This window comes from Micromonospora krabiensis (genome assembly GCF_900091425.1).
GTDB lineage: Bacteria > Actinomycetota > Actinomycetes > Mycobacteriales > Micromonosporaceae > Micromonospora > Micromonospora krabiensis.
Map to the genome: position 1 here is coordinate 3,271,312 of NZ_LT598496.1, position 21,021 is coordinate 3,292,332.

The window sequence follows — 21,021 nt, forward strand, 5'->3', positions numbered from 1 at the left end:
TCCTAAATTCTGGGAGGTAAGTTTCGGCTTGTGGGACACAGTATGAGCGGTGTCGGCGTTCTCGACAAGGCGGTGGTCATCCTGGCCGCCTGCGTGGACGGCGCCAGCCTGGCCGAACTCGTTGAGCGCACGAAGCTGCCCCGGGCCACCGCGCACCGGCTGGCACAGGCCCTGGAGATCCACCGGATGTTGGTCCGGGACACACAGGGCCGCTGGCGTCCCGGCCCACGGCTGGGTGAGCTGGCCAACGCCGCGCCCGACGTCCTGCTGACCGCGGCGGAGCCCCTGCTCGCCGCCCTGCGCGACGCCACCGGCGAGAGCGCGCAGCTCTACCTGCGCCGCGCGGACGAGCGGATCTGCGTGGCCGCCGCGGAGCGGGCCAGTGGCCTGCGGGACACCGTCCCGGTGGGTTCGGTGCTGCCGATGACGGCCGGCTCGGCGGCGCAGATCCTGCTCGCCTGGGAGCCACCGGAGGCGGTGATGCCGCTGCTGCCGCGCGCCAAGTTCACCGGCCGCACGCTCGCCGAGGTACGCCGCCGAGGCTGGGCGCAGAGCGTGGCCGAGCGGGAGGCGGGTGTGGCGAGCGTCTCGGCGCCGATCCGCGACCGCACCGGCCGGGTGATCGCCGCGGTCAGCATCTCCGGCCCGATCGAGCGCCTCGGCCGCCGCCCCGGCGAGCGCCACGCGATGGCCGTGGTCCGAGCCGGCCAACGCCTCTCCGGCCTCTAACCCCCACCCCCACCCCCACCCCCACCCGCCCTCACGGAGTTGATCAAGAGGTTTGCGTCACGATCCAGCCCGATCCTGACGCAAACTTCTTGATCAACTCTGGCGTAGCGGAGGGGCAGAACAGCAGAGAGCCCGTCTCGCTCGGCGAGACGGGCTCTTCGGGTTGGTAGCCCCGACCGGATTCGAACCGGCGCTACCGCCTTGAGAGGGCGGCGTCCTGGGCCGCTAGACGACGGGGCCAGGCACTTTTCCTGCTTCACCGCCCTGGCGGGCGGTGCGGCAGTAGTCTAGCGGCACCATCTCCAGCCCTCGACGAGGGGGTCGGGCTGTCGAAACGGGGCGGGAACACGAAACAGCCCGCCCCACGAGGTGGGACGGGCTGTCGACGTTACGTAGCCCCGACCGGATTCGAACCGGCGCTACCGCCTTGAGAGGGCGGCGTCCTGGGCCGCTAGACGACGGGGCCAGAACTTCATGCTTCCACGCCCTCGCGGGCGGGAAGCTGCGACTCTATCAGAGATCATGAGCTGCCGCCCCTCTCGCGAGGAGCGGAGCGGAACTCCGCCAGAATCCAGCGGCCGGGATTCTCGCGAATCGTCGGCTGCGCTGGGGTACCAGGACTCGAACCTAGACTAACTGAACCAGAATCAGTCGGGCTGCCAATTACCCCATACCCCATTGGCCCCTTGCGGCGCCGGGAATGAACTTTACCCTCCCGCCGCCGACAGGCCAAATCCAACCCCCGATGTCCCGTCTGAGCTGTGGTTTCGGGTTGTCGGACGCCGGATCAGGCGACCGGGACCACCGGGTTGGTGAGTTCGCCGATCCCCTCGATCCGCACGGTGACCGTATCCCCGTCGGTGAGCGGGCTAACCCCCGCCGGCGTGCCGGTCAACACCACGTCGCCGGGCAGCAGCGTCATCACGTGCGAGATGTACGACACCAGCGCCGGCACGTCGAAGACCATGTCCCGGGTGCGGCCGATCTGCCGGACCTCCAGGGCGTCCGGGTCGGGGCCCACCTCGCAGCGGATCTCCAGGTCGCTGACGTCCAGGCCGGTGGTGATCCACGGGCCGATCGGGCAGAACGAGTCGAAGCCCTTGGCCCGGGTCCACTGGCCGTCGGAGCGCTGGAGGTCCCGAGCGGTGACGTCGTTGGCGCAGGTGTAGCCGAAGATGGCCTTCTCGGCGGCGGCGCGGTCGGCCCGGCGCGCTCCCGGCGCCCCGATCACCACCGCGAGCTCCGCCTCGTGCTCGACCTGCTTCGAGAAGATCGGCAGACGGATGGCGTCCCGCGGCCCGATCACCGAGGTGGACGGCTTGAGGAAGAGCAGCGGCTCCTTCGGCACCTCGTTGCCGTGCTCGGCGGCGTGCTCGGCGTAGTTGCGGCCGACGCAGACGACCTTGCTGGGCAGGATCGGCGAGAGCAGGCGGACATCGGAGAGCGCCCACCGGGCGCCGCTGAACGTGAGTTGGCCGAACGGGTGGCCCTCGATCTCGGCGATGGTCAGACCCTGCGGCCCGGCCTCCGGCTCGCCCTCGACGACCCCGAACGACATTCCCTTGGCATGAGCGAAACGAGCGATACGCACCAGGCCAATCTAACCCCGCGAACGGTCGTCCCAGGTCGGGCCGTCCCAGCCGGGCCGTCCGGGCGGGGCAGCTTACGCGACGGGCGGGTGACCGGGGCCGGTTTCCCGACTTCGTACCCGCACGACGTGACCGCGCCCCTAGCGTCGGCTCCGGAGGTTCGTTCGTATGCCTGCATCGACACGACACCACAAGGCCCTCGCGGTGTTCGTACACTGCCTCGGCATCCTCGCCGCCGTGCCGGCGCTGCCCGCGGTGGTGCCCGACCCGGCAGCCGCACAGCCGCGACCGGCGGTGGCCGCGCCCGACCCGACACCGTCGGAGACGGCGAACTCCGCCAAGCCGGGCATGCCAGCGGCGCCACCGGCGGTGCCCACACCGACCCAGGCCCTGCCGCCGCCGCCGAAGCCGCCGGTCACGGTGGCCGTCGCGCCGGCGCCCACGCCGGCCCCGGCCTACCGGATCCACGTCCGCAACAGCGGGAACTCCCCGGTGGAGACGACCATCCGGCAGGAGCTTCCGGCGGGCGCGAAGGCGTCGCTCATCACCGCCGGCGGTCAATCCGGCCCGATCGCCGGCCAGTCCGCGAGCGAGGTGACGTGGCGGCTGAAGCTCCCGGCGCGAAGCGTCACCACGCTGAACACGTCGCTCGCCGGCGCCCCGACGGGTCAGGCGGTGACCGCGCCGGCCTGCGCGTTCACCAGCGACGGCAACCGGCCGTACGACTGCGCGACCGCCACCTGGAACGCGGCGGGCGGCCCGGTGAACCGGGGCGACAGCACGCCGGCCTGGCAACAGGTCCCGGTGCTGGTGGGCGTCGGGCTCGGGGTGCTGCTGCTCGCCGGCCTCGGCTGGTGGTTGTGGCGGCGTCACCGCCGACGCCCGGTGGCCGCCGCGCTCGCCACCGGCACCCCGCCGCCGTCGAACGACCCCCGCCAGGGGCGGGGAACCATCTACCCCCGCCCGTCGGCGCCCCGGCCGACGACGCGTCGACGCAAGCCACCGGTGTGGCTGCTGGTGGGGGCTGCCGTGGTGGTGCTCGCCGCGGTGGTGGGCGTGGCCGGCTTCACCGCGACCCGCCAGGTCGCCGCCGTCGACACGGACAGCCAGCCGACCAGCGGGGCGTGGCGGGGCAAGGGCGTGGCCGGGCCGGTCGGCATGCCGTTGCGGGAGACGGCGTTCGAGTTCACCGTCTACCGGATGGCCTGTTCGACGGCCGGCGCTGCCACCGGGCGGCAGTGCCAGGCGACCGTCGGTGTGCGCAACCTCACGCCGGAGCACCAGGCCTGGCACGGTCAGTTGCAGCGGGCGTACCTGCCGGGCGGCCGGTGGGTGGGCACCGACGAGGAGGCCACCCGGCGGGCCAACCTGGGGCGGGACGTCTTCGCCCAACCGGTCGCCGCCGGCAGCCGGGTCGTGCTGCCGCTGGTCTTCACCGTCGACGGGCAGGACCCGCCGAAACAGCTCGAGCTGCGCAGCGGGGTGTTCTCGGCCGGGGTCCGGGTGGACATGCCCTGAGGCCGGGCGCGGGGCGGCGGTCGTACCCTGGGGTCCGTGACCGCCGCCCTCGCCGCCACCACCGCGCTCGACGCGGCGGGCTGGCGGGCCCGTCGGCGGGCGCACGAGGAGCGGGTCGACGCCTGGCTCACCCCGCACCTGGCCCGCCGCCGGCGGGGCGAGAAACATCCGGTGGAGGACTTCCTCTTCACCTACTACTCGCACCGTCCGGCGCAGCTGCGCCGCTGGCATCCGGGCGCCGGGGTGGAGCTGCGCGACGCCGACCCGGCCGAGTTCGGCCGCGACTACCGCGCCGGGTCCGCCGGGGTCACCCTCGACACCGAGGCGGTACGCGCGCGGCGCGCCGAGTCGATCCGCTGGATCCGGTCCCTGCTCGCCGCGACGGCGGACCGCCCGCCGCACATCGGATGCTTCGGGATGCACGAGTGGGCGATGGTCTACCGGCAGACCCAGGCGGAGGTGCGCCACAACGCCTGGCCGCTGCGGCTCAGCCCGGAGGAGACCGCGCGGACGGTGGAGGCGAACCGGATCCGGTGCAGCCACTTCGACGCGTACCGGTTCTTCACCGCGCCGGCTCGTCCGCTGAACCTGCTCACCCCGACGCGGGAGACCCAGCACGCCCACGAGCAGCCGGGCTGTCTGCACGCCAACATGGACCTCTACAAGTGGGCCTACAAGCTCTCCCCGCTGGTGCCGAGCGAGCTGGTCGCGGACGCCTTCGCGCTGGCCCGGGAGATCCGCACGCTGGACATGCGGGCCAGCCCGTACGACCTGGCCGATCTGGGCCACCCGCCGGTGCGGGTGGAGACCGCCGAGGGCCGGCACGAGTACGCGCGGGCGCAACGGTCGTTCGCCGAGCGCGCCGCCCCGCTGCGGGCCCGGCTCATCGCGGAGTGCGACCGCCTGCTCTGACTGTGAGGCTGGCGGGGTCGGTCCGCAGGTGATGGGCTGATGGTCGGCGGCAGCGGACGTGACTCTTGCTCTGACTGGCTTCGTGCCTTTGCCGGGACTTGTCCGTCTGCTGCTGCCGGCGCCGGCCCGGCGGGAGACGTTTGGCCTGATCAGGAGCTTGACCGCCAGTTAGCGGCTGGCGTGTCTCATCACAGTCCTGCCATCTCCGCACCGGACCGGACCTTGCGTCCCCACGGTTTGGAGAGAACGCATGTCCATGCTGGCAGATCTGGTCGAGGTCGTCATCGGCGTCGACACGCACACAGACACCCACACCGCCGCGCTGCTCGACACCCGCACCGGCGGAGTCCTCGCCAGGGCCACGGTGAACACCGACCCGGACGGCTACGCCGAGCTGGTGGCCCTGGCCGAGCAGCACTCAGGGTTGCGGGCCTGGGCGCTGGAGGGCTCCGGCGGCTACGGCGCCGGCTTGGCCCGGCACCTGGCCGACGCTGGTGAGCTGGTCGTGGAACTGGACCGGCCGCAGCGACCGGCACGCCGAGGCGGGGCGAAGTCCGACCCGATCGACGCCGAACGCGCCGCCCGCGACGCCTTGGCCCGCACCCGCCTGGCGCAGCCCAAGACCGGCCCCGAACGGGCCGCTCTGCAGGCACGGCTGACCGCCCGCCGCGCCGCCGTGGAAGCCAGCGCTGCCGCCCAGCGACAGCTGCACGCGTTGGTGATCACCGCTCCTGAGGTGGTGCGGGCCCGCTTCCGCGGCCAGAGCACCCGCCTCATGCTCACCACCGCCACCCGACTACGCCCCACCACCAACGCCGATGTCGAGGTGTTCACCTGTCTGACCGTGTTGCGGGACCTCGCTCGCCGCGTCCGCTTCCTCGAAGCTGAAGCCACCGCGCACGAGAAGGCGATCCGGACGATCGTGCGCTCCTGGCGACCAGACCTGCTCGACCTCACCGGCGTCGGACCGATCGTCGCGGCCACCGTACTCACCGCCTGGTCCCACCCGGGGCGCTGCCGCAACGACGCCGCGTTCGCCATGCTCGCCGGCGCCGCCCCGATCCCGGCGTCCTCCGGCAAGACCATCCGTTACCGGCTCAACCGCTCAGGAGACCGCCAACTCAACCGCGCCCTGCACACCGTCGTCCTGACCCGGCTGCAACGCGACGAACGCACCCGCGCCTATGCCGAGCGCCGCCGCACCCAAGGCAAAACCGACCGGGAGATCAAACGCTGCCTCAAACGCTACGTCGCCCGAGAGCTCTACCGACACCTCGAAACCTCCACCAGGACCACTTGACGCGGCATAGGAGCGTCCCGGTGCCGGACCGGGGCCGCCGCGGGTCCGCCTATGCCGCTGCCGTGCCCGGGTGGCCCCGGTGCGCCGCCCACTCCGGCGCCAGGATCGACATCACGATCGCGTCCACCCAGCCGTCCCCGTCGCGCAGCGCGTCCCGCAGCACCCCTTCGGCCACGAAGCCGACCTTCTCGTACGCCCGCCGGGCGCGCGGGTTGAACGCGTACACCTCCAGCGACACGCGGTGCAGGCCGAGCTGCTCGAAGGCGTGACCGACCAGCAACCGGGTGGCCTCGGTGCCCAGGCCGCGGTCGCGCCCGCCGGGCCCGATCAGGATCCGGAAGCTGCAGCTGCGGTTGTGCGGCTCCCACAGGTTGAGCACCACCTCGCCGACGCAGTCGCCACCGGCCCGGTCGACGACGGCCAGGTCGAGGCGGTCGGTCTGGGCGTTACGGCTGCCGTACCACTGCCGGAGCCGCCCCTCGTCGAACGTGTCGTCGGGCGGGCTGCCGGTGAGTCGGCGCACCTCCGGGTCGGCCAGGGCGACCCGGAACGTGTCCAGGTCGGCGTCGACGAACGGCCGCAGGAGCACCCGCTCGCCGGTCAGCGTGGGCTTCACGGAGAAGGGGACGGTCATCGCGGATCTCGCGGAATGCCGGTGGTCATGTCCCGGCACGGTACGCAAACGTGGGCGCCGGCACCGAGCGATTATCCGGCCGGACCGGGGGTCAGTCCCCGTCGACGCGGCGATCCCTTTTGCGCTGCGACTGGCGCTTCTTCTCGGCCAGCCGGCGCTCCTTGGCGCCCCGGGACGGGCGGGTCGGCCGACGCGGTGGGGGTGGCGGCGCCACGGCCTCGCGGAGCAGGGCGGCGAGCCGCTCGCGGGCGGCCTCGCGGTTGGCCAGCTGCGCCCGGTGCTCGCTCGCCGCGATGGTGAGCACACCGTCGACAAGCCGCCCGGCGAGCCGGCTCAGCGCGCGGGCCCGCAGCGACTCCGGCACGCTGGGCGAGCCCGCCAGGTCGAAGCTCAGCTCGACCCGCGAGTCGGCGGTGTTGACTCCCTGCCCACCGGGGCCGGACGACCGGGAGAAGCGTTCCCGTAGCTCGGTGGGTGGAACGATCCACCGCTCGGTCACCCGCAGTCCGCCATCCACCCTCTGAGGCTAGCGCCCGGCCCGCTCACTTTCCGTCGCGGCCGGACTGGTGACGCTCGGGCTGGGCGCCGGGCCGGCCGTCTCGTCGTCTGAGCCGACCGCGGCGTACGCGACCGCGCCGATCAACAGCAGGGCGATCACGCCGATCTTCGTGGTGACCGCGCGGATCAGCAGCCAGGCCGTCTTCCGTGCGCCCGGCACACCCTTCTTCGCCGTCTGGTAGTCGGCCCAGCCGCGCCGCGCGCGGGTGTAGGCCGACCCCACACCTGATCCGACGAGCAGGCCCACCAGGAGGAGGACCGCGATGAGAGGACCTTCCACCCACGCCAGTATCCACACTCAGCGTAATATTTCCATGGCCCGATGCTCCCTGGCCGGATATCCGACAGTAATCGGCTTCCCACGGCGCGCTATCGACCGGTACCCGCAGCTCAGCCGCCCTTGCCGATGATCGTGTCGGCCGTCTGTTGCACCTGTTCGATCGGGATGGCGAAACCGATGCCGATGGAGCCGTTGCCGTCGATGGTCGCGATCGCGGTGTTCACCCCGACCACCTCGCCGCGCGCGTTCACCAGCGGCCCACCCGAGTTGCCCGGGTTGATGGACGCGTCGGTCTGCACCGCCGTGTGCCGGTTGGGGCCGAGCCGCACCTGACGGTTCAACGCGCTGACGATCCCGGCCGTGACGGTGCCGGCGAGGCCGAGCGGCGAACCGACGGCCAGCACCGGTTCGCCCACCCGGGTCGACCCCGGTTTGGCCAGCGGCAACGCCGCCAGCCCGGCGTTCGGCGGCACCTTGAGCACGGCCAGGTCGCTGCTCGACTCGCGGCCGACGACCTCCGCCGTGTACCGGCGGCCGTCCGGCAGCTCCACCGTGACCGAACCGCCGCCGCCCTTGGCCAGGATGTGGTCGTTCGTGATGATGTGCTGCTCGTTGTCGACGGCGAAACCGGAGCCGGTGGCGGTCGCCGCACCGGAGCCGCCACCGCCGACCATCACCGACACCACCCCCGGCACGGTCCGCTCCGCCGCGGTGACCAGCTCGGCCGGCACGGGAGCCGCCGAGGCCGCGGCCGGTCCCGGTTCGCCGTCGCGGCTCGCCACCCAGCCGCCGGCCGCGGCACCCGAGGCCGAGGAGAGGGCCACGACGGCCAGACCCGCCAGCAGCCGACGGCGCCAGCGTCGGGCGGCGGCCTCGCGTCCCGACCCGGATCCGTCCCCGTACCGGCCGTCCGGGTCCAGCTCCGGGGAGACGAACCACGGACCGCGCGGCTCACCCAGTCCGGTCTGCACAGCCATGCGTACTCCTCACGTCGGGTGGGTCTGAGCGGGCGACCTGGCCGGGTGCGGACCGGTCGCCGGGTGTCAGGGCAGCCGGGAGAACCAGCGCATCGAGCCGGCCGCCGCCCCCATCGCGAACACCAGCCCGAGACCGATGAACCGGGCGGAGACGTCCTGCCGTTCGGTGCGGTAGCCGACCGACGTGCCGATGTCCTCGTAGACCGCGCGCAGCTCCTCCCTCGTGCTCGCCTGGTGGAACATGCCGCCGGTCTCGTCGGCGACCGCCTGCAGGGTCTGCCCGTCCACCGGCACCTGGATCGGCCGCCCACCCCGGTCGACGGAGCCGCTCGGGGTGCCGAACGAGATGGTGTGCACCGGCACCTTGGCGGCGACCGCGGCCGCGGCGGCCTCCATCGGGTCGAGCCCGGACGTGTTGGCGCCGTCGGAGAGCAGCACGACCCGGGCCGGTGGTGGTTCCTTGGCCGCCTGACTGTCCAGGCCCTTCACCGCGCCGAGCGAGGTGTTGATCGCCTCGCCGATCGCGGTGCCCTGTACGCCGGTGATTCCCTCGGCGAGCCGGTCGATGCCCTCGTGCAGGCGCTCCCGGTCGGTGCCGGGCGGCACCAGCACCGCGGCGCTGCCGGCGAACGCCACCAGCCCCACGTTGAACTCCTCCGGCAGGCCGTCCACGAACCGGCTCGCGGCCTGCTTGGCCGCCGCCAACCGGTCGGGGTCGACGTCGGTGGCGAGCATCGAGGTCGAGACGTCGACCGCCACCATCACGGTGGCCCGCTCGCGGGGCACGCGTACCTCCGCCGTGGGTCGGGCGAAGCCGACCACCAGCAGCGCCAGCATGGCGAGGAAGAGTCCGGCGGGCACGTGCCGGCGCCACGCCGGTCGCTCCGGCGCGATCCGGTCGAGCAGCCGCAGGTTGGTGAAGCGCACGGCGTACCGGCTGCGACGTCGCTGCACCAGCAGGTACGCCGCCGCCAGGGCGAGCACCCCGATCAGCAGCCAGAGCCGGGCCGGTGACAGCCAGGTCACGAGGCACCTCCCCGGCCCGCGCCCGCGGCGGCGGCAGCCGCCAGACGCCGGTGGGACCGCACGTGCCGCACGATGTCGGCGCACCAGTCCCGGTCGGTACGCAACGCCAGGTGACCCGCGCCGCTACGGCGCAGCACCTGGCGCACCTGGTCGCGCTGGGCCGCGGCGGCCGCCGCGTACCGGTCCCGCAGCCATCGGTCCGACGTGGACACCTCGCGGCGGTGGCCGGTCTCCGGGTCGACCAGCGTGACCAGCCCGACGTCGGGCAGCTCCAGCTCGCGCGGGTCGGTAACCTCCACGGCGAGCACCTGGTGGCGGACGGCGAGTCGGCGCAGAAGCCGTTCCCAGGGTGGCGGTTCGTCGGGATCGTCGGGCAGACCGTCGAGGAAGTCGGAGACCACGACGACCAGGCCCCGCCGGTTCGCCACCCGGTGCACCGCGGCGAGCGCGTCGGCCAGGTCCGGCGACGCGGGCACCCCGGGCCCCTCGCGCAAAGCGCTGCGCGGCGCGTGCAGCAGGGTTCGCAGCAGGCTCAGCAGGTGCGTACGCCCGCCGCGCGCGGGAAACCCGCGCAACCCCGAGGACGTGACCACCTGCGCACCGAGCCGGTTACCCACCCCGGCGGTGAGAAAGCCGATCGCGGCAACCGCCGCCACGGACAGCTCCCGCTTGTCCAGCTCGGCCGTGCCGAACTCCATGCTCGCGCTGCCGTCGACCAGCAACCACGTGGTCAGTTCCCGGTCCGCGTCGACCTCGCGGACGTGCGGCACCGCGGTCCGGGCGGTCACCGCCCAGTCCATCCGGCGCACCTCGTCCTCGCCGGGCCGGTACTCGCGGCTGCCGGCCGGCTCGCTGCCGGGCCCCGGCAGCAGCCCGCGGTACTGGCCGTGGAGCAGGCCGTCCAGCCGCCGCCGGACGGTCAGCTCCAACCGGCGCAGCCGCTGGTCGGGCGTCAGTTCGGCGAGGCCCGGATCCGCCGCGACGGGCGGCGTCGCGGTGACTCCGCGCCTCATGCCGCCGCCAGATCCGACGACGCCTGCTCGGGCTGCGCGGCGAGCCGGGGCGGAGGCACCGCGTCCACCAGCCGGCGTACCACCGACTCGGCGGTCACGCCGTCGGCGATCGCGTCGAACGAGAGCACGAGGCGGTGGGCGAGCACGTCGGGGGCCAGCTCGCGGATGTCCTCCGGCAGGACGTACTCCCGGCCGCGCAGCAGCGCCTGGGCGCGCGCGGCGGCGACCAGGCCCAGGGTGGCCCGGGGGCTCGCCCCGTACGCGAGCAGCGGCTCCACGTCCTGGAGACCGAACCGCCCGGGGTCCCGGGTGGCCAGGATGAGCCGCACCACGTACTCGGCCAGCGCGTGGTGGACGAAGACCCGTTCGGCCCGCTCCTGGAGCTGGCGCAGCCGGTCCGGGTCGAGCACCCGGTGCGGCGTGGGTCGGTCGGTGCTCATCCGGTAGAGGATCGCCAGCTCGTCGGCGTCGCTCGGATAGTCCACGACGACCTTCATGAGGAACCGGTCCCGCTGCGCCTCGGGCAGCTGGTAGACGCCCTCCGACTCGATCGGGTTCTGGGTGGCGAGCACCAGGAACGGCGAGGGCACCGGGAAGGTGCGCCCGCCGATGGAGACCTGCCGCTCGGCCATCGCCTCCAGCAGCGCGGACTGCACCTTGGCCGGGGCCCGGTTGATCTCGTCGGCGAGCACCAGGTTGGCCATCACCGGGCCCAGCTCGATGTCGAAGGTCTCCTGCGACGCCCGGTAGATCCGGGTGCCGACGATGTCGGAGGGGACGAGGTCGGGGGTGAACTGGATCCGGGAGAAGGTGCCGCCGACGACGGTGGCGAGGGTCTGCGCGGCGAGCGTCTTGGCCACGCCGGGCACTCCCTCCAGGAGGCAGTGCCCGTCGGCGAGAAGGGCGGTGAGCAGGCGCTCGACGAGCCGATCCTGCCCGACGATCACGCGTCTGACCTCGATGAGGGTCTGTTCCAGGTCGGCCGGTGCCGGTTCGGCTTCGACCGCGCTGGGCAGGCTGGCCAGGGTGTCCGAGATGTCCGTCACGGTGCTTGCTTCCCGTGCCGATGGTCGGACAAACGTCGGATTATCAGCGCCGGAGCGGCCTTTTCAACCCCGGAACGGGACAACCCGCCCGGGCGGGGGACGGACGGGTCACGTCGGCAGGATCGGCCCGGCGAGGAGCGGACGGCGCACGTCGGCCCCCGCGCGGGGATCGCGCGGGGGCCGACGTCCGTGCGGGTCAGGACAGGTGGACGACCAGGTGGAACGGCAGGTCCGCCGCGACACCCGCCGAGTTGCGGGTCTGCACGAAGACCCCGTTGGAGGTCTGGAGCCGCGGCGCCACGGCGACCTCACCGGACGGCGGGACGCAGCAGGAGTCGGGCCGCCCGATGGTGGCCACGTAGACCCCACCCGTGACGACGTAGCCGAACTGGACCTCGTACTGGCCGACGCCGTACTTGATGACGGTGCCGGTGCCCCGGGCCTTGGTGCCGTTGGCGTTCACGACCGTGAGGGTGGTGGCGGCGGCGAGGGTCGTCGCCTTGGCGGTGAGCGCCCGCGAGACGCGCGCCGACTCCGCCGACACCGGCGGCTGCGAGCCGTTGGCCCGGGCCGCGGGCTGGACGGCCTCGGGCGCCTTCGCGGCCGGCTGGGCGATGGCGATCCCGCCCCCGGCCAGGGTGAGCCCCAGGACGGCGAACGTGACCGCAGCCGCCTTGCGTCGGAAGGAAATGGTCATGGTGGTCCCCCTTGTGTGACCGTGCGAATTCGGCCGACCCGCGGGGCGGGACGGATGGTTGCCCTTTTCCCATTGCCGGAGGATCCCGCTGGCCAACCGCCGAGGAAATTGGATCTACCGCACCGTAAATATCGCTCCCCAGGCGATCCAGACCCAGGCTGAGCAGGTATTACTACTCAGCGTTGCCGGGCTCCAACCACGTGGAACGTAGCATCGTAAAATGTGGGGCGTCAATAGTGAACCGCACCTGTTCGGGCGTCGGAAAAGCGTCCGAGAATTGTGAAAAGTGAATAGTCGATCATTCATGAAATGGCCGCGTGGGGGCGGTGGGACGACGGGCGCCGCCCGCATCGGGATAGGTTGCTCGCATGATCGTCGACGGTGGGCAGCCGGCTGCCGAGACCCGGCCCGGGCGAGTGGCGACCACCCTCTGCTGGCTCGCCGTGGCACCCGCCGCGCTCTGGGCCGCGCTCCGCCTGGCCGGGCTCGACCGGGGGCCGGCCGTGCAGGCGCTCGCCTTCACCCCGTACGTCGCCGCCTGGAGTCCCCTGCCCGTGGTGCTCGCGCTCGCCCTGCGACGTCGGTCGGCGGCGGCGGTCGCGGCGGTCACGGCCGTCGCGCTGCTCGCCGTGGTGGGCCCGCGCGCCTTCGCCTCGGAACCGCCCCAGGCCAACGGGCCGACCGTACGGCTGCTCACCGCCAACCTCCTCGCCGGCGCCGCCGATCCGGCGGTGCTGGTCGACCTGGTCCGGCGGCACGACGTCGATGTGCTCGTGCTGCAGGAGTTCACCCCCGCCGCACGGGCCGACCTCGACCGACTCGGGCTCGACCGGCTGCTGCCCCACCGGCAGCTCAACCCGCTGGTCGGCACCCCCGGATCGGGCCTCTACGCACGCTTTCCGGTCAGCGAGCCGGGGGTCCGGCGGCACCGCGGCGGCTGGGGGTTCACCCAGGCGTACGCCACGGTCACGGTCCCCGGCGCGCCACCGGTGCACGTCGAGTCGGCCCACCCCGCCGCCCCGTACGCGCTGGACCAGCTCGGTTTCTGGCGGGAGGACCTGGCCGCACAGCCCACGGCCACCCCGGACGGGCCACTGCGGATCCTCGCCGGCGACTTCAACGCCACCCTGGACCACGCACCGCTGCGCGCGCTGCTGCGCACCGGCTACGTCGACGCGGCCGACGCCACCGGCCAGGGGCTCGTCGGCACCTGGGGCCCGTACGACGGCGACCTGATCCCGCCGGTCACCATCGACCACGTCCTGGTCGACCGCCGCGTCGCCGTCGAGCAGGTCGAGGTGCTCGACCTACCCGGCACCGACCACCGCCCGGTCCTGGCCGCCCTCCGCCTCCCCTGACCGGGGGTGGGCGCTCAGACCTTGGCGCGCGAGAGGCCGTAGGTCAGGGCGTCGACGAGGGCGTGCCAGCTCGCCTCGACCACGTTGGGGTGCACGCCGACGGTGGTCCAGTCACGACCGCCTCCGGCCGTCTCGACCAGGACCCGGGTGACGGCGCCGGTGCCGTGGCTGCCCTCCAGGATCCGGACCTTGTAGTCGGCCAGCTCGAAGCCGAGCAGCTCCGGGTAGTGCCGGGCCAGCCCCACCCGCAGCGCCTCGTCCAGCGCGTTGACCGGGCCGTTGCCCTCGGCGGTGGCGATCACGCGCTCGCCGCGTACGCGGATCTTGACGGTCGCCTCGGACACCACCGCGCCGTCCTCCCGGTGCTCGACCAGGACCCGGTACGACTCCAGCGCGAACGGTCGCGCCGGCGCACCCTCCGGCAGCTCGGAGCGGACGAGCAGCTCGAACGAGGCGTCGGCGGCCTCGAACGACCAGCCACCGGCCTCCATCTCCTTGACCCGACGGGTGACCCGGGACAGCGTGTCCGGATGGCCGGCCAGGTCCAGGCCGAGCTCGCGGCTCTTGAGCTCGACGCTGGCCCGGCCGGCCATCTCGGTCACCAGGATCCGCATGTCGTTGCCCACCACCGACGGGTCCACGTGGTTGTAGAGCAACGGGTCGACCTTGATCGCGCTCGCGTGCAGCCCCGCCTTGTGAGCGAAGGCGGCGGCCCCGACGTACGCCTGGTGGGTGTCGGGGGCGATGTTGGCGATCTCGGCGATGGCGTGCGAGACCCGCACCATCTGCTCCAGGCAGCCGTCGGGTAGGACGGGCAGCCCGAGCTTGAGCTGGAGGTTGGCGACGACCGCGAAGATGTCCGCGTTGCCCGGCCGCTCGCCGTACCCGTTGGCGGTGCCCTGGACGTGGCGTACCCCGGCCTCCACGGCGGCGATGGTGTTGGCGACCGCGCACGCCGTGTCGTTCTGGCAGTGGATGCCGAGCCGCTCGGGCGCGACGCCGAGCCGCTCGGTCAGGTCGGCGATGGCCGTGGCGACCTGGGACGGGAGCATGCCGCCGTTGGTGTCGCAGAGCACCATGACCTCGGCGCCCGCGGCCAGCGCGGTCTCCACCACGGCCGCCCCGTACGCCGGGTCGTGCCGGTAGCCGTCGAAGAAGTGCTCACCGTCGACGAAGACTCGGCGGCCCTCGGCGACCAGGTGCGCCACGGTGTCGTGGATCATCGCGAGGTTCTCCCCCGCGGTGGTGCGCAGCGCCCGCTCGACGTGCCGCAGGTCGGCCTTCGCGACCAGCGCGACCGCCGGGGTCTCCGCGTCGAGCAGGGCCCGCACCTGGGGGTCCTCGGTGACCGCTAGGCCGGCGCGCCGGGTCGCGCCGAAGGCGACGAGCACCGCGTGCCGCAGGTCGAGTTCCTTGCGCGCCCGCTGGAAGAACTCCGTGTCCTTCGGCACCGCCCCCGGCCAGCCGCCCTCGATGAAGCCCACCCCGAACTCGTCCAGCAGGCGCGCCACCGCCAGCTTGTCGACCACCGAGTAGGTGAGTCCTTCGCGCTGCGCGCCGTCGCGCAACGTCGTGTCGTAGACCTGGAACCTCATGGCGTGCCTCTCTCTGCACGGACTGCGGGACGCGGGCGGAGCAGCGACCGGACGGGACCACCGGGAGCAACAAAAAGACCCCCCGCGGATGCGGGAGGTCTGCGCGCTCGGCGGAGAGGAAGCCGGCGCGCTAGTTACCAATAAGCAGGGCGGTGCTGGTCACGACGATTACTCTGCCACCTCGCTCCGACTTTTGGGAGAAACAATCCACATCTCGGGACGACCAGCCGAGCGTCCCGGCGGCGAGGTGTAGCGATCTCGACAACGGGTAGGACATGGGGCTGACAGGGCACCAACCCCCGATCAGTCGAGAAGAGGAGTGAAACGCCATGGAGCGGCTCGACCCTCGAACGACCCACGGGACGCCGGATCCGCTCGCGCCGGGCGGACAGGGCGCCTTCCCGGGCGGCACGCCCGGCGGCACCTTCGACCCCTGGCGCTACCGGGACGACGCGGGCGTTGCCAGCGTCGACCTGGTGGGTTACAAGGTCGAGGCGGGTGACGGCGGCATCGGCAAGGTGGACCGGGCCAGCCACGAGGTCAACTCCAGTTACCTCGTGGTCGACACCGGGCCGTGGATCTTCGGCAAGAAGGTCATGATCCCTGCCGGCACCGTCAACCACGTCGACCACGACGAGCGGAAGGTCTACATCGACCGGAGCAAGGACCAGATCAAGGCCGCGCCCGAGTTCGACGAGACCGCCGACACCGATCCGGCCTACCGGGACAAGCTCGGTGGCTACTACGGCGACACGTACGCGGCCATCCCGCCGGGTACCGCCAGGTGACGGTTCCCCTGTTCGCCGGCCGGTGGGGCGTCGCCCCGCCGGCCGGTACCGTGTCAGGCGTGGACGCCCCTGAGGTCAACCGGCACATCCCGTTCTCCGCGACGTTCAACTTCCGCGACGTCGGTGGCTACACCGGCCACGCCGGCCGCACCGTGCGCAGCGGCCGGCTCTATCGCTCAGACTCCCTGCACCGGCTCGGCGAGACCGACCGCGCGGCGTTCAGCGCCCTCGGCGTCCGCACGGTGATCGACCTGCGCCGCCCCTACGAGGTGGAGCGCGACGGCCGCGTCCCCGACTGGGACGGCCTGACCTGGCGGCACATCCACCCCGAGCACGCCGAGTGGGACGAGAAGCCGCACCAGCCCGGGACCGACCTGGCCCGCTACCTGGCCGATCGGTACGCCGACCTGGCGCAGACCGGGACCGCCGGGCTCGCCGAGGCGGTCGGCTTGATCGCCGACTCCACCAGCGCCCCGGTGGTGGTGCACTGCGTGGCGGGCAAGGACCGCACGGGCATCGTCTGCGCGCTCACGCTCGCGGTGCTCGGTGTGGCCGACGACGTGATCGCCGAGGACTACGCGCTGAGCAGCGTCGCCTCGCGACGGTTCCACGACTGGGTCGTCGCCAGCACGCAGTCGGGGGTGGACGTGCCGCCGCCGTTCCTGGCCTCGCCGCCCGACGCGATGCGCCTCTTCCTGGCGGAGCTGCGGCGGGGACACGGCTCGGTGGAGGGCTACCTGCGGCACGCCGGCGTCACCGACGCCCAGCTCGCCGGCCTCCGCGACCACCTGTTGGCCTGACGTCCGCGTCGGAAGGCCCACCCGCGGCGCGCGCCGACGACGCACCCGGCCCTCTCCTCCCTGGCCGGGAGAAGAGGGCCGGGTGATCGGCGGACTCAGAGGACCCGCTGCACCCAGCCGTGCGGGTCGGGGGCGTTGCCCCGCTGGAGGTCGACCAGCCGCTGGCGCAGCCCCATCGTGAACTGGCCGGGCTCGCCGCCACCGACGAGGAACTGGCCCTCCGGGTAGCGGACCTCGCCGATCGGCGTGATGACCGCGGCGGTGCCGCAGGCGAAGACCTCGCGCAGCCGACCGCTGGCCGCGTCGGCCTGCCACTCGGCGAACGTGACCGGACGCTCCTCCACCCGGTGCCCCGCCTCGACGGCCAGGGTCAGCACCGACTCGCGGGTGATGCCGGGCAGAATCGTGCCGGTCAGCGGCGGGGTCACCACCGTGCCGTCGTCGTAGACGAAGAACACGTTCATGCCGCCCAGCTCGTCGACGAAGCGGCGCTCCACCGCGTCGAGGAAGACCACCTGGTCGCAGCCGTGCTCGATCGCCTCGGCCTGGGCGGCCAGCGAGGCCGCGTAGTTGCCGCCGCACTTGGCCGCGCCGGTGCCGCCGGGCGCCGCCCGCGTGTAGTCGGGCGAGACCCAGACCTTGACCGGCGTGACCCCACCGGCGAAGTAGGCGCCGGCCGGGGAGGCGATCGCCACGTAGAGGTATTCGTTGGCCGGACGGACACCGAGGAAGACCTCGCTGGCGAACATGAAGGGCCGCAGGTAGAGGCTGCCGTCCGGGACGGTGGGGATCCACTCCCGGTCGATCTCGATGAGCCGGTGCAGCGAGTCGACGAACGCGTCCTCCGGCAGCGCCGGCATCGCCATCCTCCGGGCCGACGCGGCGAAGCGGGCCGCGTTGGCCTCCGGGCGGAACATCGTCACGCCGCCGTCGGAGGTCCGGTACGCCTTCAGCCCCTCGAAGATCTCCTGCGCGTAGTGCAGGACGGCGGCCGCCGGGTCCATCGGGATCGGGGCGCGCGGCTCGACCCGGGCGTCGTACCAGCCCTTGCCCTCGGCATAGCGGATGGTCACCATGTGGTCGGTGAAGACCCGCCCGAATCCGGGGTTGGCCAGCAGCGCGGCCCGGTCCGCGGCGGATACCGGCGCGGGATTCGGACGGATCTCGAAGTCGAGCTTGTCACCACCGCTCATCGCGCTGACCTCCCTGCGGGACGGACGGCATGCGGGACCGCACGCCGGTTTGCTGGTGCTCAGAAACTTACCCCGAACGTTCGTTCAGCGGGTAGCGCCGCCCGGGCCGGCCGGGCGCGCCGAACGGGCGGTGCCGCGGCGGGCCGGAGTCGACCCGGGCGACGGCGCTCGCCGCGTACCGGAAACGCCTCCGGTGGGGGACGGTGTGGTGCGGAGGGCTCGCGGACCGTCGGGCGTCAGCCGGCGGCGTAGCCGGCGAGCCGGTCGCCCACCTCGGCGGTCCGCACGGGTACGCCCGGCGCACGGCCGGCCAGCTCGGTGGCGACCGCGTCGGTGACGCGGGCGGCGGCGTCGGCGTGTCCGAGCTGGTCGAGCAGGAGAGCGGCCGAGAGTACGGCGGCGACCGGATCGGCCACGCCCTGACCGGCGATGTCCGGTGCCGAGCCGTGCACCGGCTCGAACATCGACGGGTAGGCACCCTCGGGGTTGATGCACCCGCTGGCCGCCAGACCGATGCCACCCGTCACGGCGGCGGCGATGTCGGTGAGGATGTCGCCGAAGAGGTTGTCGGTGACGACGACGTCGTAGCGCTGCGGCTGGGTGACCAGGAACATGGCGGCCGCGTCGACGTGCTGGTACTCGGTGGTGACGTCGGGGTGCTCGGCGGCGACGGCCTCGAAGGTGCGGGACCAGAGCGAGCCGGCGTGGGTCAGCACGTTGGTCTTGTGCACCAGCGTGACCTTGCGGCGCTCCCGGCGGCGCGCCCGGGCGAACGCGTCGCGGATCACCCGCTCGACGCCGTGCCGGGTGTTCAGGCTCTCCTCGGTGGCGACCTCGGCCGGGGTGTCCCGGTGCAGGGAGCCGCCGGCGCCGGCGTAGAGGCCCTCGGTGCCCTCCCGCACGACCACCAGGTCGACCTCGCCCGGCTTGACGCTGCCGAGCGGTCCGGCGGTTCCCGGCCAGAGCCGGGACGGGCGGAGGTTGACGTACTGGTCGAAGGCGAACCGGAGCTTGAGCAGCAGGCCGCGCTCCAGCACGCCCGGCGGGACGGTCGGGTCGCCGACGGCGCCCAGCAGGATCGCGTCGTGCCCGGCCAGCTCGGCCAGGACGGAGTCGGGCAGCACCTCTCCGGTACGGTGCCAGCGGGCCGCGCCGAGGTCGTACTCGGTGGCCTCCACCACGCCCGGCAGCACGGCGTCGAGGACCTTGCGGGCCTGCGCGACCACCTCGGGACCGATACCGTCCCCGGCCACCACCGCGATCCGTGCCACGCCACTGCTCCTCTGCTCGCCGTCCGCACCACGGTACGCCGCCGTCCCGCCTCCCGGTACGAGTCGCCCAACATGTGGGAGGGCCTGATGCACAGCACCCTCCCAGGTGACATTCATGGTGCGGTCATCTTCGCTGCCTAGCCTCAGGATGAGCGGGTCACGGGGCCCGCGTCGGCGGCCGCGACGGGGCGACCGCCCGTCGCGAGGAGGCGATCTCCAGTGCGTATCGACCAGCAGCCGCGAACGCGGTGGCCCGAGCTGTCCGGTTTCCGGCACCGCCGCCCCGACCTGCGGCTCGGTCTCCGCACCCAGCGCATCGACCGGGCCGGCGCGGCGGTCGCCGACCGGATCGCCGTGCAGCACACCGTCCGCACCGGTGCCACCGAGTACACGCTGCTGCTCAACGCCCCCGGCTGGCTGGGCCGCCGGGTCGTCGGTGAGGCGCTTCGCGACGCCGTCGCCGAACTGCGGGCGATCGACCTGACCTACGGCCCGACCCGCCCGGAGAGCCTGGTGTCCCGGCTGCGTCGGGAGGAGATCAGCCCCGAGTCGTACCCGCCGCTGGCGGACCTGGTGGACCGCTGCGTCGCGATGCGCGCGGCCACCGACGGGTGGTTCGACGCCTGGGCCGTGCCCGGCGGGTTCGACCCGGGCGGCCTGCTCGGCGGCTGGGCCGTCGAACGGGCCGCCGCCCGGCTGCGCGCCAACGGGGTCCACGACTACGCGGTGCTCGCCGGCGCCGACCTGGTGGTCCGCGGTCACGCGCCGCACGGCGGCCCGTGGCGGGTGGCCGTGCACCACCCCACCGAACGCGACCGGGCGCCCCTGGTGCTGGAGATGACCGAGGGCGCGGTCGGCACCTCCGGGGTGACCGGACGGCAGGGGCACGTCGTCGACCCGCACACCGGGCAGCCGGCCGACCAGTTGGTCGCCGCGACGGTGATCGGCCCGGACCTCGCCGTCGCCGACGCCTACGCCACCGCGCTCTACGCGGCCGGCCCCACGGGCCTGGCCTGGTTCCGGGGCGGGTCGGAGTATCGGGCGCTATTCGCCGACCGCCGCTGAGCGGGAGGGGCCGCGCGATCGGCCCCCACGTCCGCGGCAACGGCCGTGGGGGCCGGTCAGCGACGAGTGCGCGTGGCTCGCGCAATCGAGGGGTGCGGGCCGGTCGGGCCGGGCGTCGACCGCGCCACCCGAAGGCGGGCCGACGGTGCTCGGCCGGTGACCGCACCGGTACGCTAGCGAATCGACGCAACTCGACGCAAGAGTCTCCACAGCGGACCGTCCCGGCAGGAGACTGCCATCTCGCGGGCTGGCCTGCGGCGGGGCAGTTTCGACATGGTGAACGTTGGATGGCACGCTGTCCGCCGTGAGTTTCGATCTGAGCGTGTGGGCTCTGGCCGACGGGGCGACACCGGACGACGTCCGCGCAGCGGTGCAGCGATGCCGTCAGGGGCAGCACCTCGACCGCCACCCGGACCCCCGGGTCGTCCGGTTCTACCGGGCGATCACGTCCGCCTACCCGGACCGGCACCCGGGCCCGAACACGCCGTGGGCGGTCGCCCCGCTGCACACGGCCAACGACCACATTGAGCTGAACCTGCATCCGACCTGCGAGGACCAGGTGCTGCTCGACATCGAGCGACTGGCCGGCGAGAACGGGCTGATGCTCTACGACGCCCAGGACGGCTCGGTCTACCCGCCGCCGGCCCGGATGCCCGGCTGACCCGGCCGGCA

General features: G+C 73.2%; 21 protein-coding genes and 3 tRNA genes. 9 read left to right on the plus strand and 15 right to left on the minus strand.

Translation table 11 applies throughout. The features are described from left to right. Positions 1-42 precede the first annotated feature (42 nt). Positions 43-729, plus strand: coding sequence for an IclR family transcriptional regulator (locus tag GA0070620_RS14585; protein WP_091063967.1), 687 nt, complete (start codon positions 43-45; stop codon positions 727-729). A gap of 164 nt (positions 730-893) precedes the next feature. On the opposite strand, the gene GA0070620_RS14590 is transcribed toward GA0070620_RS14585, so the two are convergent. From GA0070620_RS14590 to GA0070620_RS14605, 4 genes are all read right to left on the minus strand, one after another. Next, a tRNA-Glu gene (locus GA0070620_RS14590) sits at positions 894-969 on the minus strand. Between the two features lie 153 nt (positions 970-1,122). Next, positions 1,123-1,195: transfer RNA gene (locus GA0070620_RS14595), tRNA-Glu, on the minus strand. Between the two features lie 140 nt (positions 1,196-1,335). Next, a tRNA-Gln gene (locus tag GA0070620_RS14600) sits at positions 1,336-1,407 on the minus strand. Between the two features lie 109 nt (positions 1,408-1,516). Continuing rightward, positions 1,517-2,320 carry a fumarylacetoacetate hydrolase family protein gene (locus GA0070620_RS14605; protein ID WP_091591157.1) on the minus strand — a complete coding sequence of 268 codons (804 nt, stop codon included), beginning with the start codon at positions 2,318-2,320 and terminating at the stop codon, positions 1,517-1,519. 166 nt (positions 2,321-2,486) lie between these two features. On the opposite strand from GA0070620_RS14605, the gene GA0070620_RS14610 reads away from it, so the two are divergent. From GA0070620_RS14610 to GA0070620_RS14620, 3 genes are all read left to right on the plus strand, one after another. Beyond that, positions 2,487-3,836, plus strand: a complete 1,350-nt coding sequence (locus tag GA0070620_RS14610) for a hypothetical protein (protein ID WP_091591159.1) — start codon at positions 2,487-2,489, stop codon at positions 3,834-3,836. Between the two features lie 36 nt (positions 3,837-3,872). Continuing rightward, on the plus strand, positions 3,873-4,748 hold the full coding sequence (locus tag GA0070620_RS14615; RefSeq protein ID WP_091591162.1) for a 3-methyladenine DNA glycosylase: 876 nt from the start codon (positions 3,873-3,875) through the stop codon (positions 4,746-4,748). 256 nt (positions 4,749-5,004) lie between these two features. After that, a complete protein-coding gene (locus tag GA0070620_RS14620; RefSeq protein ID WP_407940025.1) occupies positions 5,005-6,048 on the plus strand; it encodes an IS110 family RNA-guided transposase in 1,044 nt (347 codons plus the stop codon). Between the two features lie 49 nt (positions 6,049-6,097). Here GA0070620_RS14620 and GA0070620_RS14625 read toward each other — a convergent pair whose 3' ends face one another. The 8 genes from GA0070620_RS14625 to GA0070620_RS14660 all read right to left on the minus strand — a co-directional run bounded on the left by GA0070620_RS14625 (position 6,098) and on the right by GA0070620_RS14660 (position 12,279). Beyond that, positions 6,098-6,682 carry a GNAT family N-acetyltransferase gene (locus tag GA0070620_RS14625; RefSeq protein ID WP_091591167.1) on the minus strand — a complete coding sequence of 195 codons (585 nt, stop codon included), beginning with the start codon at positions 6,680-6,682 and terminating at the stop codon, positions 6,098-6,100. Between the two features lie 91 nt (positions 6,683-6,773). Next, positions 6,774-7,199 carry an alternative ribosome rescue aminoacyl-tRNA hydrolase ArfB gene (gene arfB, locus GA0070620_RS14630; protein ID WP_091591170.1) on the minus strand — a complete coding sequence of 142 codons (426 nt, stop codon included), beginning with the start codon at positions 7,197-7,199 and terminating at the stop codon, positions 6,774-6,776. Between the two features lie 9 nt (positions 7,200-7,208). Beyond that, positions 7,209-7,520: a hypothetical protein gene (locus GA0070620_RS14635; RefSeq protein WP_091598782.1), complete on the minus strand. Its 312-nt coding sequence runs from the start codon at positions 7,518-7,520 to the stop codon at positions 7,209-7,211. 110 nt (positions 7,521-7,630) lie between these two features. Then, complete coding sequence (locus GA0070620_RS14640; RefSeq protein ID WP_091591172.1) at positions 7,631-8,497, minus strand: S1C family serine protease; 867 nt, start codon at positions 8,495-8,497, stop codon at positions 7,631-7,633. A 66-nt stretch (positions 8,498-8,563) separates the two neighbouring features. Further along, positions 8,564-9,523, minus strand: coding sequence for a VWA domain-containing protein (locus GA0070620_RS14645; protein ID WP_091591174.1), 960 nt, complete (start codon positions 9,521-9,523; stop codon positions 8,564-8,566). Beyond that, positions 9,520-10,536: a DUF58 domain-containing protein gene (locus tag GA0070620_RS14650; RefSeq protein WP_091591175.1), complete on the minus strand. Its 1,017-nt coding sequence runs from the start codon at positions 10,534-10,536 to the stop codon at positions 9,520-9,522. The genes GA0070620_RS14645 and GA0070620_RS14650 overlap by 4 nt, the downstream gene beginning before the upstream one ends. After that, complete coding sequence (locus GA0070620_RS14655; protein ID WP_091591178.1) at positions 10,533-11,582, minus strand: AAA family ATPase; 1,050 nt, start codon at positions 11,580-11,582, stop codon at positions 10,533-10,535. Before GA0070620_RS14655 ends, GA0070620_RS14650 begins: the two co-directional genes overlap by 4 nt. Positions 11,583-11,778: 196 nt before the next feature. Beyond that, positions 11,779-12,279: a hypothetical protein gene (locus GA0070620_RS14660; RefSeq protein ID WP_091591180.1), complete on the minus strand. Its 501-nt coding sequence runs from the start codon at positions 12,277-12,279 to the stop codon at positions 11,779-11,781. Positions 12,280-12,647: 368 nt separating this feature from the next. Between GA0070620_RS14660 and GA0070620_RS14665 the strand changes: the two genes are divergently transcribed. Then, positions 12,648-13,637, plus strand: a complete 990-nt coding sequence (locus tag GA0070620_RS14665; RefSeq protein ID WP_091591183.1) for an endonuclease/exonuclease/phosphatase family protein — start codon at positions 12,648-12,650, stop codon at positions 13,635-13,637. 14 nt (positions 13,638-13,651) lie between these two features. Here the strand turns inward: GA0070620_RS14665 and cimA are convergent, their stop codons facing one another. Further along, on the minus strand, positions 13,652-15,232 hold the full coding sequence (cimA, locus tag GA0070620_RS14670) for a citramalate synthase (protein ID WP_091591185.1): 1,581 nt from the start codon (positions 15,230-15,232) through the stop codon (positions 13,652-13,654). Positions 15,233-15,561: 329 nt separating this feature from the next. Between cimA and GA0070620_RS14675 the strand changes: the two genes are divergently transcribed. Together GA0070620_RS14675 and GA0070620_RS14680 are read left to right on the plus strand one after the other, a co-directional pair. Beyond that, positions 15,562-16,020, plus strand: coding sequence for a PRC-barrel domain-containing protein (locus GA0070620_RS14675; RefSeq protein WP_091591188.1), 459 nt, complete (start codon positions 15,562-15,564; stop codon positions 16,018-16,020). 50 nt (positions 16,021-16,070) lie between these two features. After that, entirely contained in the window at positions 16,071-16,820 is a 750-nt protein-coding gene (locus GA0070620_RS14680) for a tyrosine-protein phosphatase (protein WP_377521043.1), read from the plus strand. Between the two features lie 95 nt (positions 16,821-16,915). On the opposite strand, the gene GA0070620_RS14685 is transcribed toward GA0070620_RS14680, so the two are convergent. After that, a complete protein-coding gene (locus GA0070620_RS14685) occupies positions 16,916-18,013 on the minus strand; it encodes a branched-chain amino acid aminotransferase (RefSeq protein WP_091591191.1) in 1,098 nt (365 codons plus the stop codon). 236 nt (positions 18,014-18,249) lie between these two features. Then, positions 18,250-19,284 (minus strand): 3-isopropylmalate dehydrogenase, encoded by a 1,035-nt coding sequence (locus tag GA0070620_RS14690; RefSeq protein WP_091591194.1) that lies wholly within the window; start codon positions 19,282-19,284, stop codon positions 18,250-18,252. A gap of 219 nt (positions 19,285-19,503) precedes the next feature. Here GA0070620_RS14690 and GA0070620_RS14695 point away from each other — a divergent pair, with 219 nt between their 5' ends. After that, on the plus strand, positions 19,504-20,349 hold the full coding sequence (locus GA0070620_RS14695; RefSeq protein WP_091591197.1) for an FAD:protein FMN transferase: 846 nt from the start codon (positions 19,504-19,506) through the stop codon (positions 20,347-20,349). Between the two features lie 304 nt (positions 20,350-20,653). Continuing rightward, positions 20,654-21,010: a hypothetical protein gene (locus GA0070620_RS14700; protein WP_091591199.1), complete on the plus strand. Its 357-nt coding sequence runs from the start codon at positions 20,654-20,656 to the stop codon at positions 21,008-21,010. The last annotated feature ends 11 nt before the right edge of the window (positions 21,011-21,021 follow it).

Excerpts from the sequence above, each read along its gene's own strand:
- GA0070620_RS14585 (WP_091063967.1), top strand. The coding sequence starts at position 43 with ATGAGCGGTGTCGGCGTTCTCGACAAGGCGGTGGTCATCCTGGCCGCC.
- GA0070620_RS14610 (WP_091591159.1), top strand. The coding sequence starts at position 2,487 with ATGCCTGCATCGACACGACACCACAAGGCCCTCGCGGTGTTCGTACAC.
- GA0070620_RS14620 (WP_407940025.1), top strand. The coding sequence starts at position 5,005 with ATGCTGGCAGATCTGGTCGAGGTCGTCATCGGCGTCGACACGCACACA.
- GA0070620_RS14625 (WP_091591167.1), bottom strand. The coding sequence starts at position 6,682 with ATGACCGTCCCCTTCTCCGTGAAGCCCACGCTGACCGGCGAGCGGGTG.
- GA0070620_RS14640 (WP_091591172.1), bottom strand. The coding sequence starts at position 8,497 with ATGGCTGTGCAGACCGGACTGGGTGAGCCGCGCGGTCCGTGGTTCGTC.
- GA0070620_RS14650 (WP_091591175.1), bottom strand. The coding sequence starts at position 10,536 with ATGAGGCGCGGAGTCACCGCGACGCCGCCCGTCGCGGCGGATCCGGGC.
- GA0070620_RS14660 (WP_091591180.1), bottom strand. The coding sequence starts at position 12,279 with ATGACCATTTCCTTCCGACGCAAGGCGGCTGCGGTCACGTTCGCCGTC.
- GA0070620_RS14665 (WP_091591183.1), top strand. The coding sequence starts at position 12,648 with ATGATCGTCGACGGTGGGCAGCCGGCTGCCGAGACCCGGCCCGGGCGA.
- cimA (WP_091591185.1), bottom strand. The coding sequence starts at position 15,232 with ATGAGGTTCCAGGTCTACGACACGACGTTGCGCGACGGCGCGCAGCGC.
- GA0070620_RS14675 (WP_091591188.1), top strand. The coding sequence starts at position 15,562 with ATGGAGCGGCTCGACCCTCGAACGACCCACGGGACGCCGGATCCGCTC.
- GA0070620_RS14685 (WP_091591191.1), bottom strand. The coding sequence starts at position 18,013 with ATGAGCGGTGGTGACAAGCTCGACTTCGAGATCCGTCCGAATCCCGCG.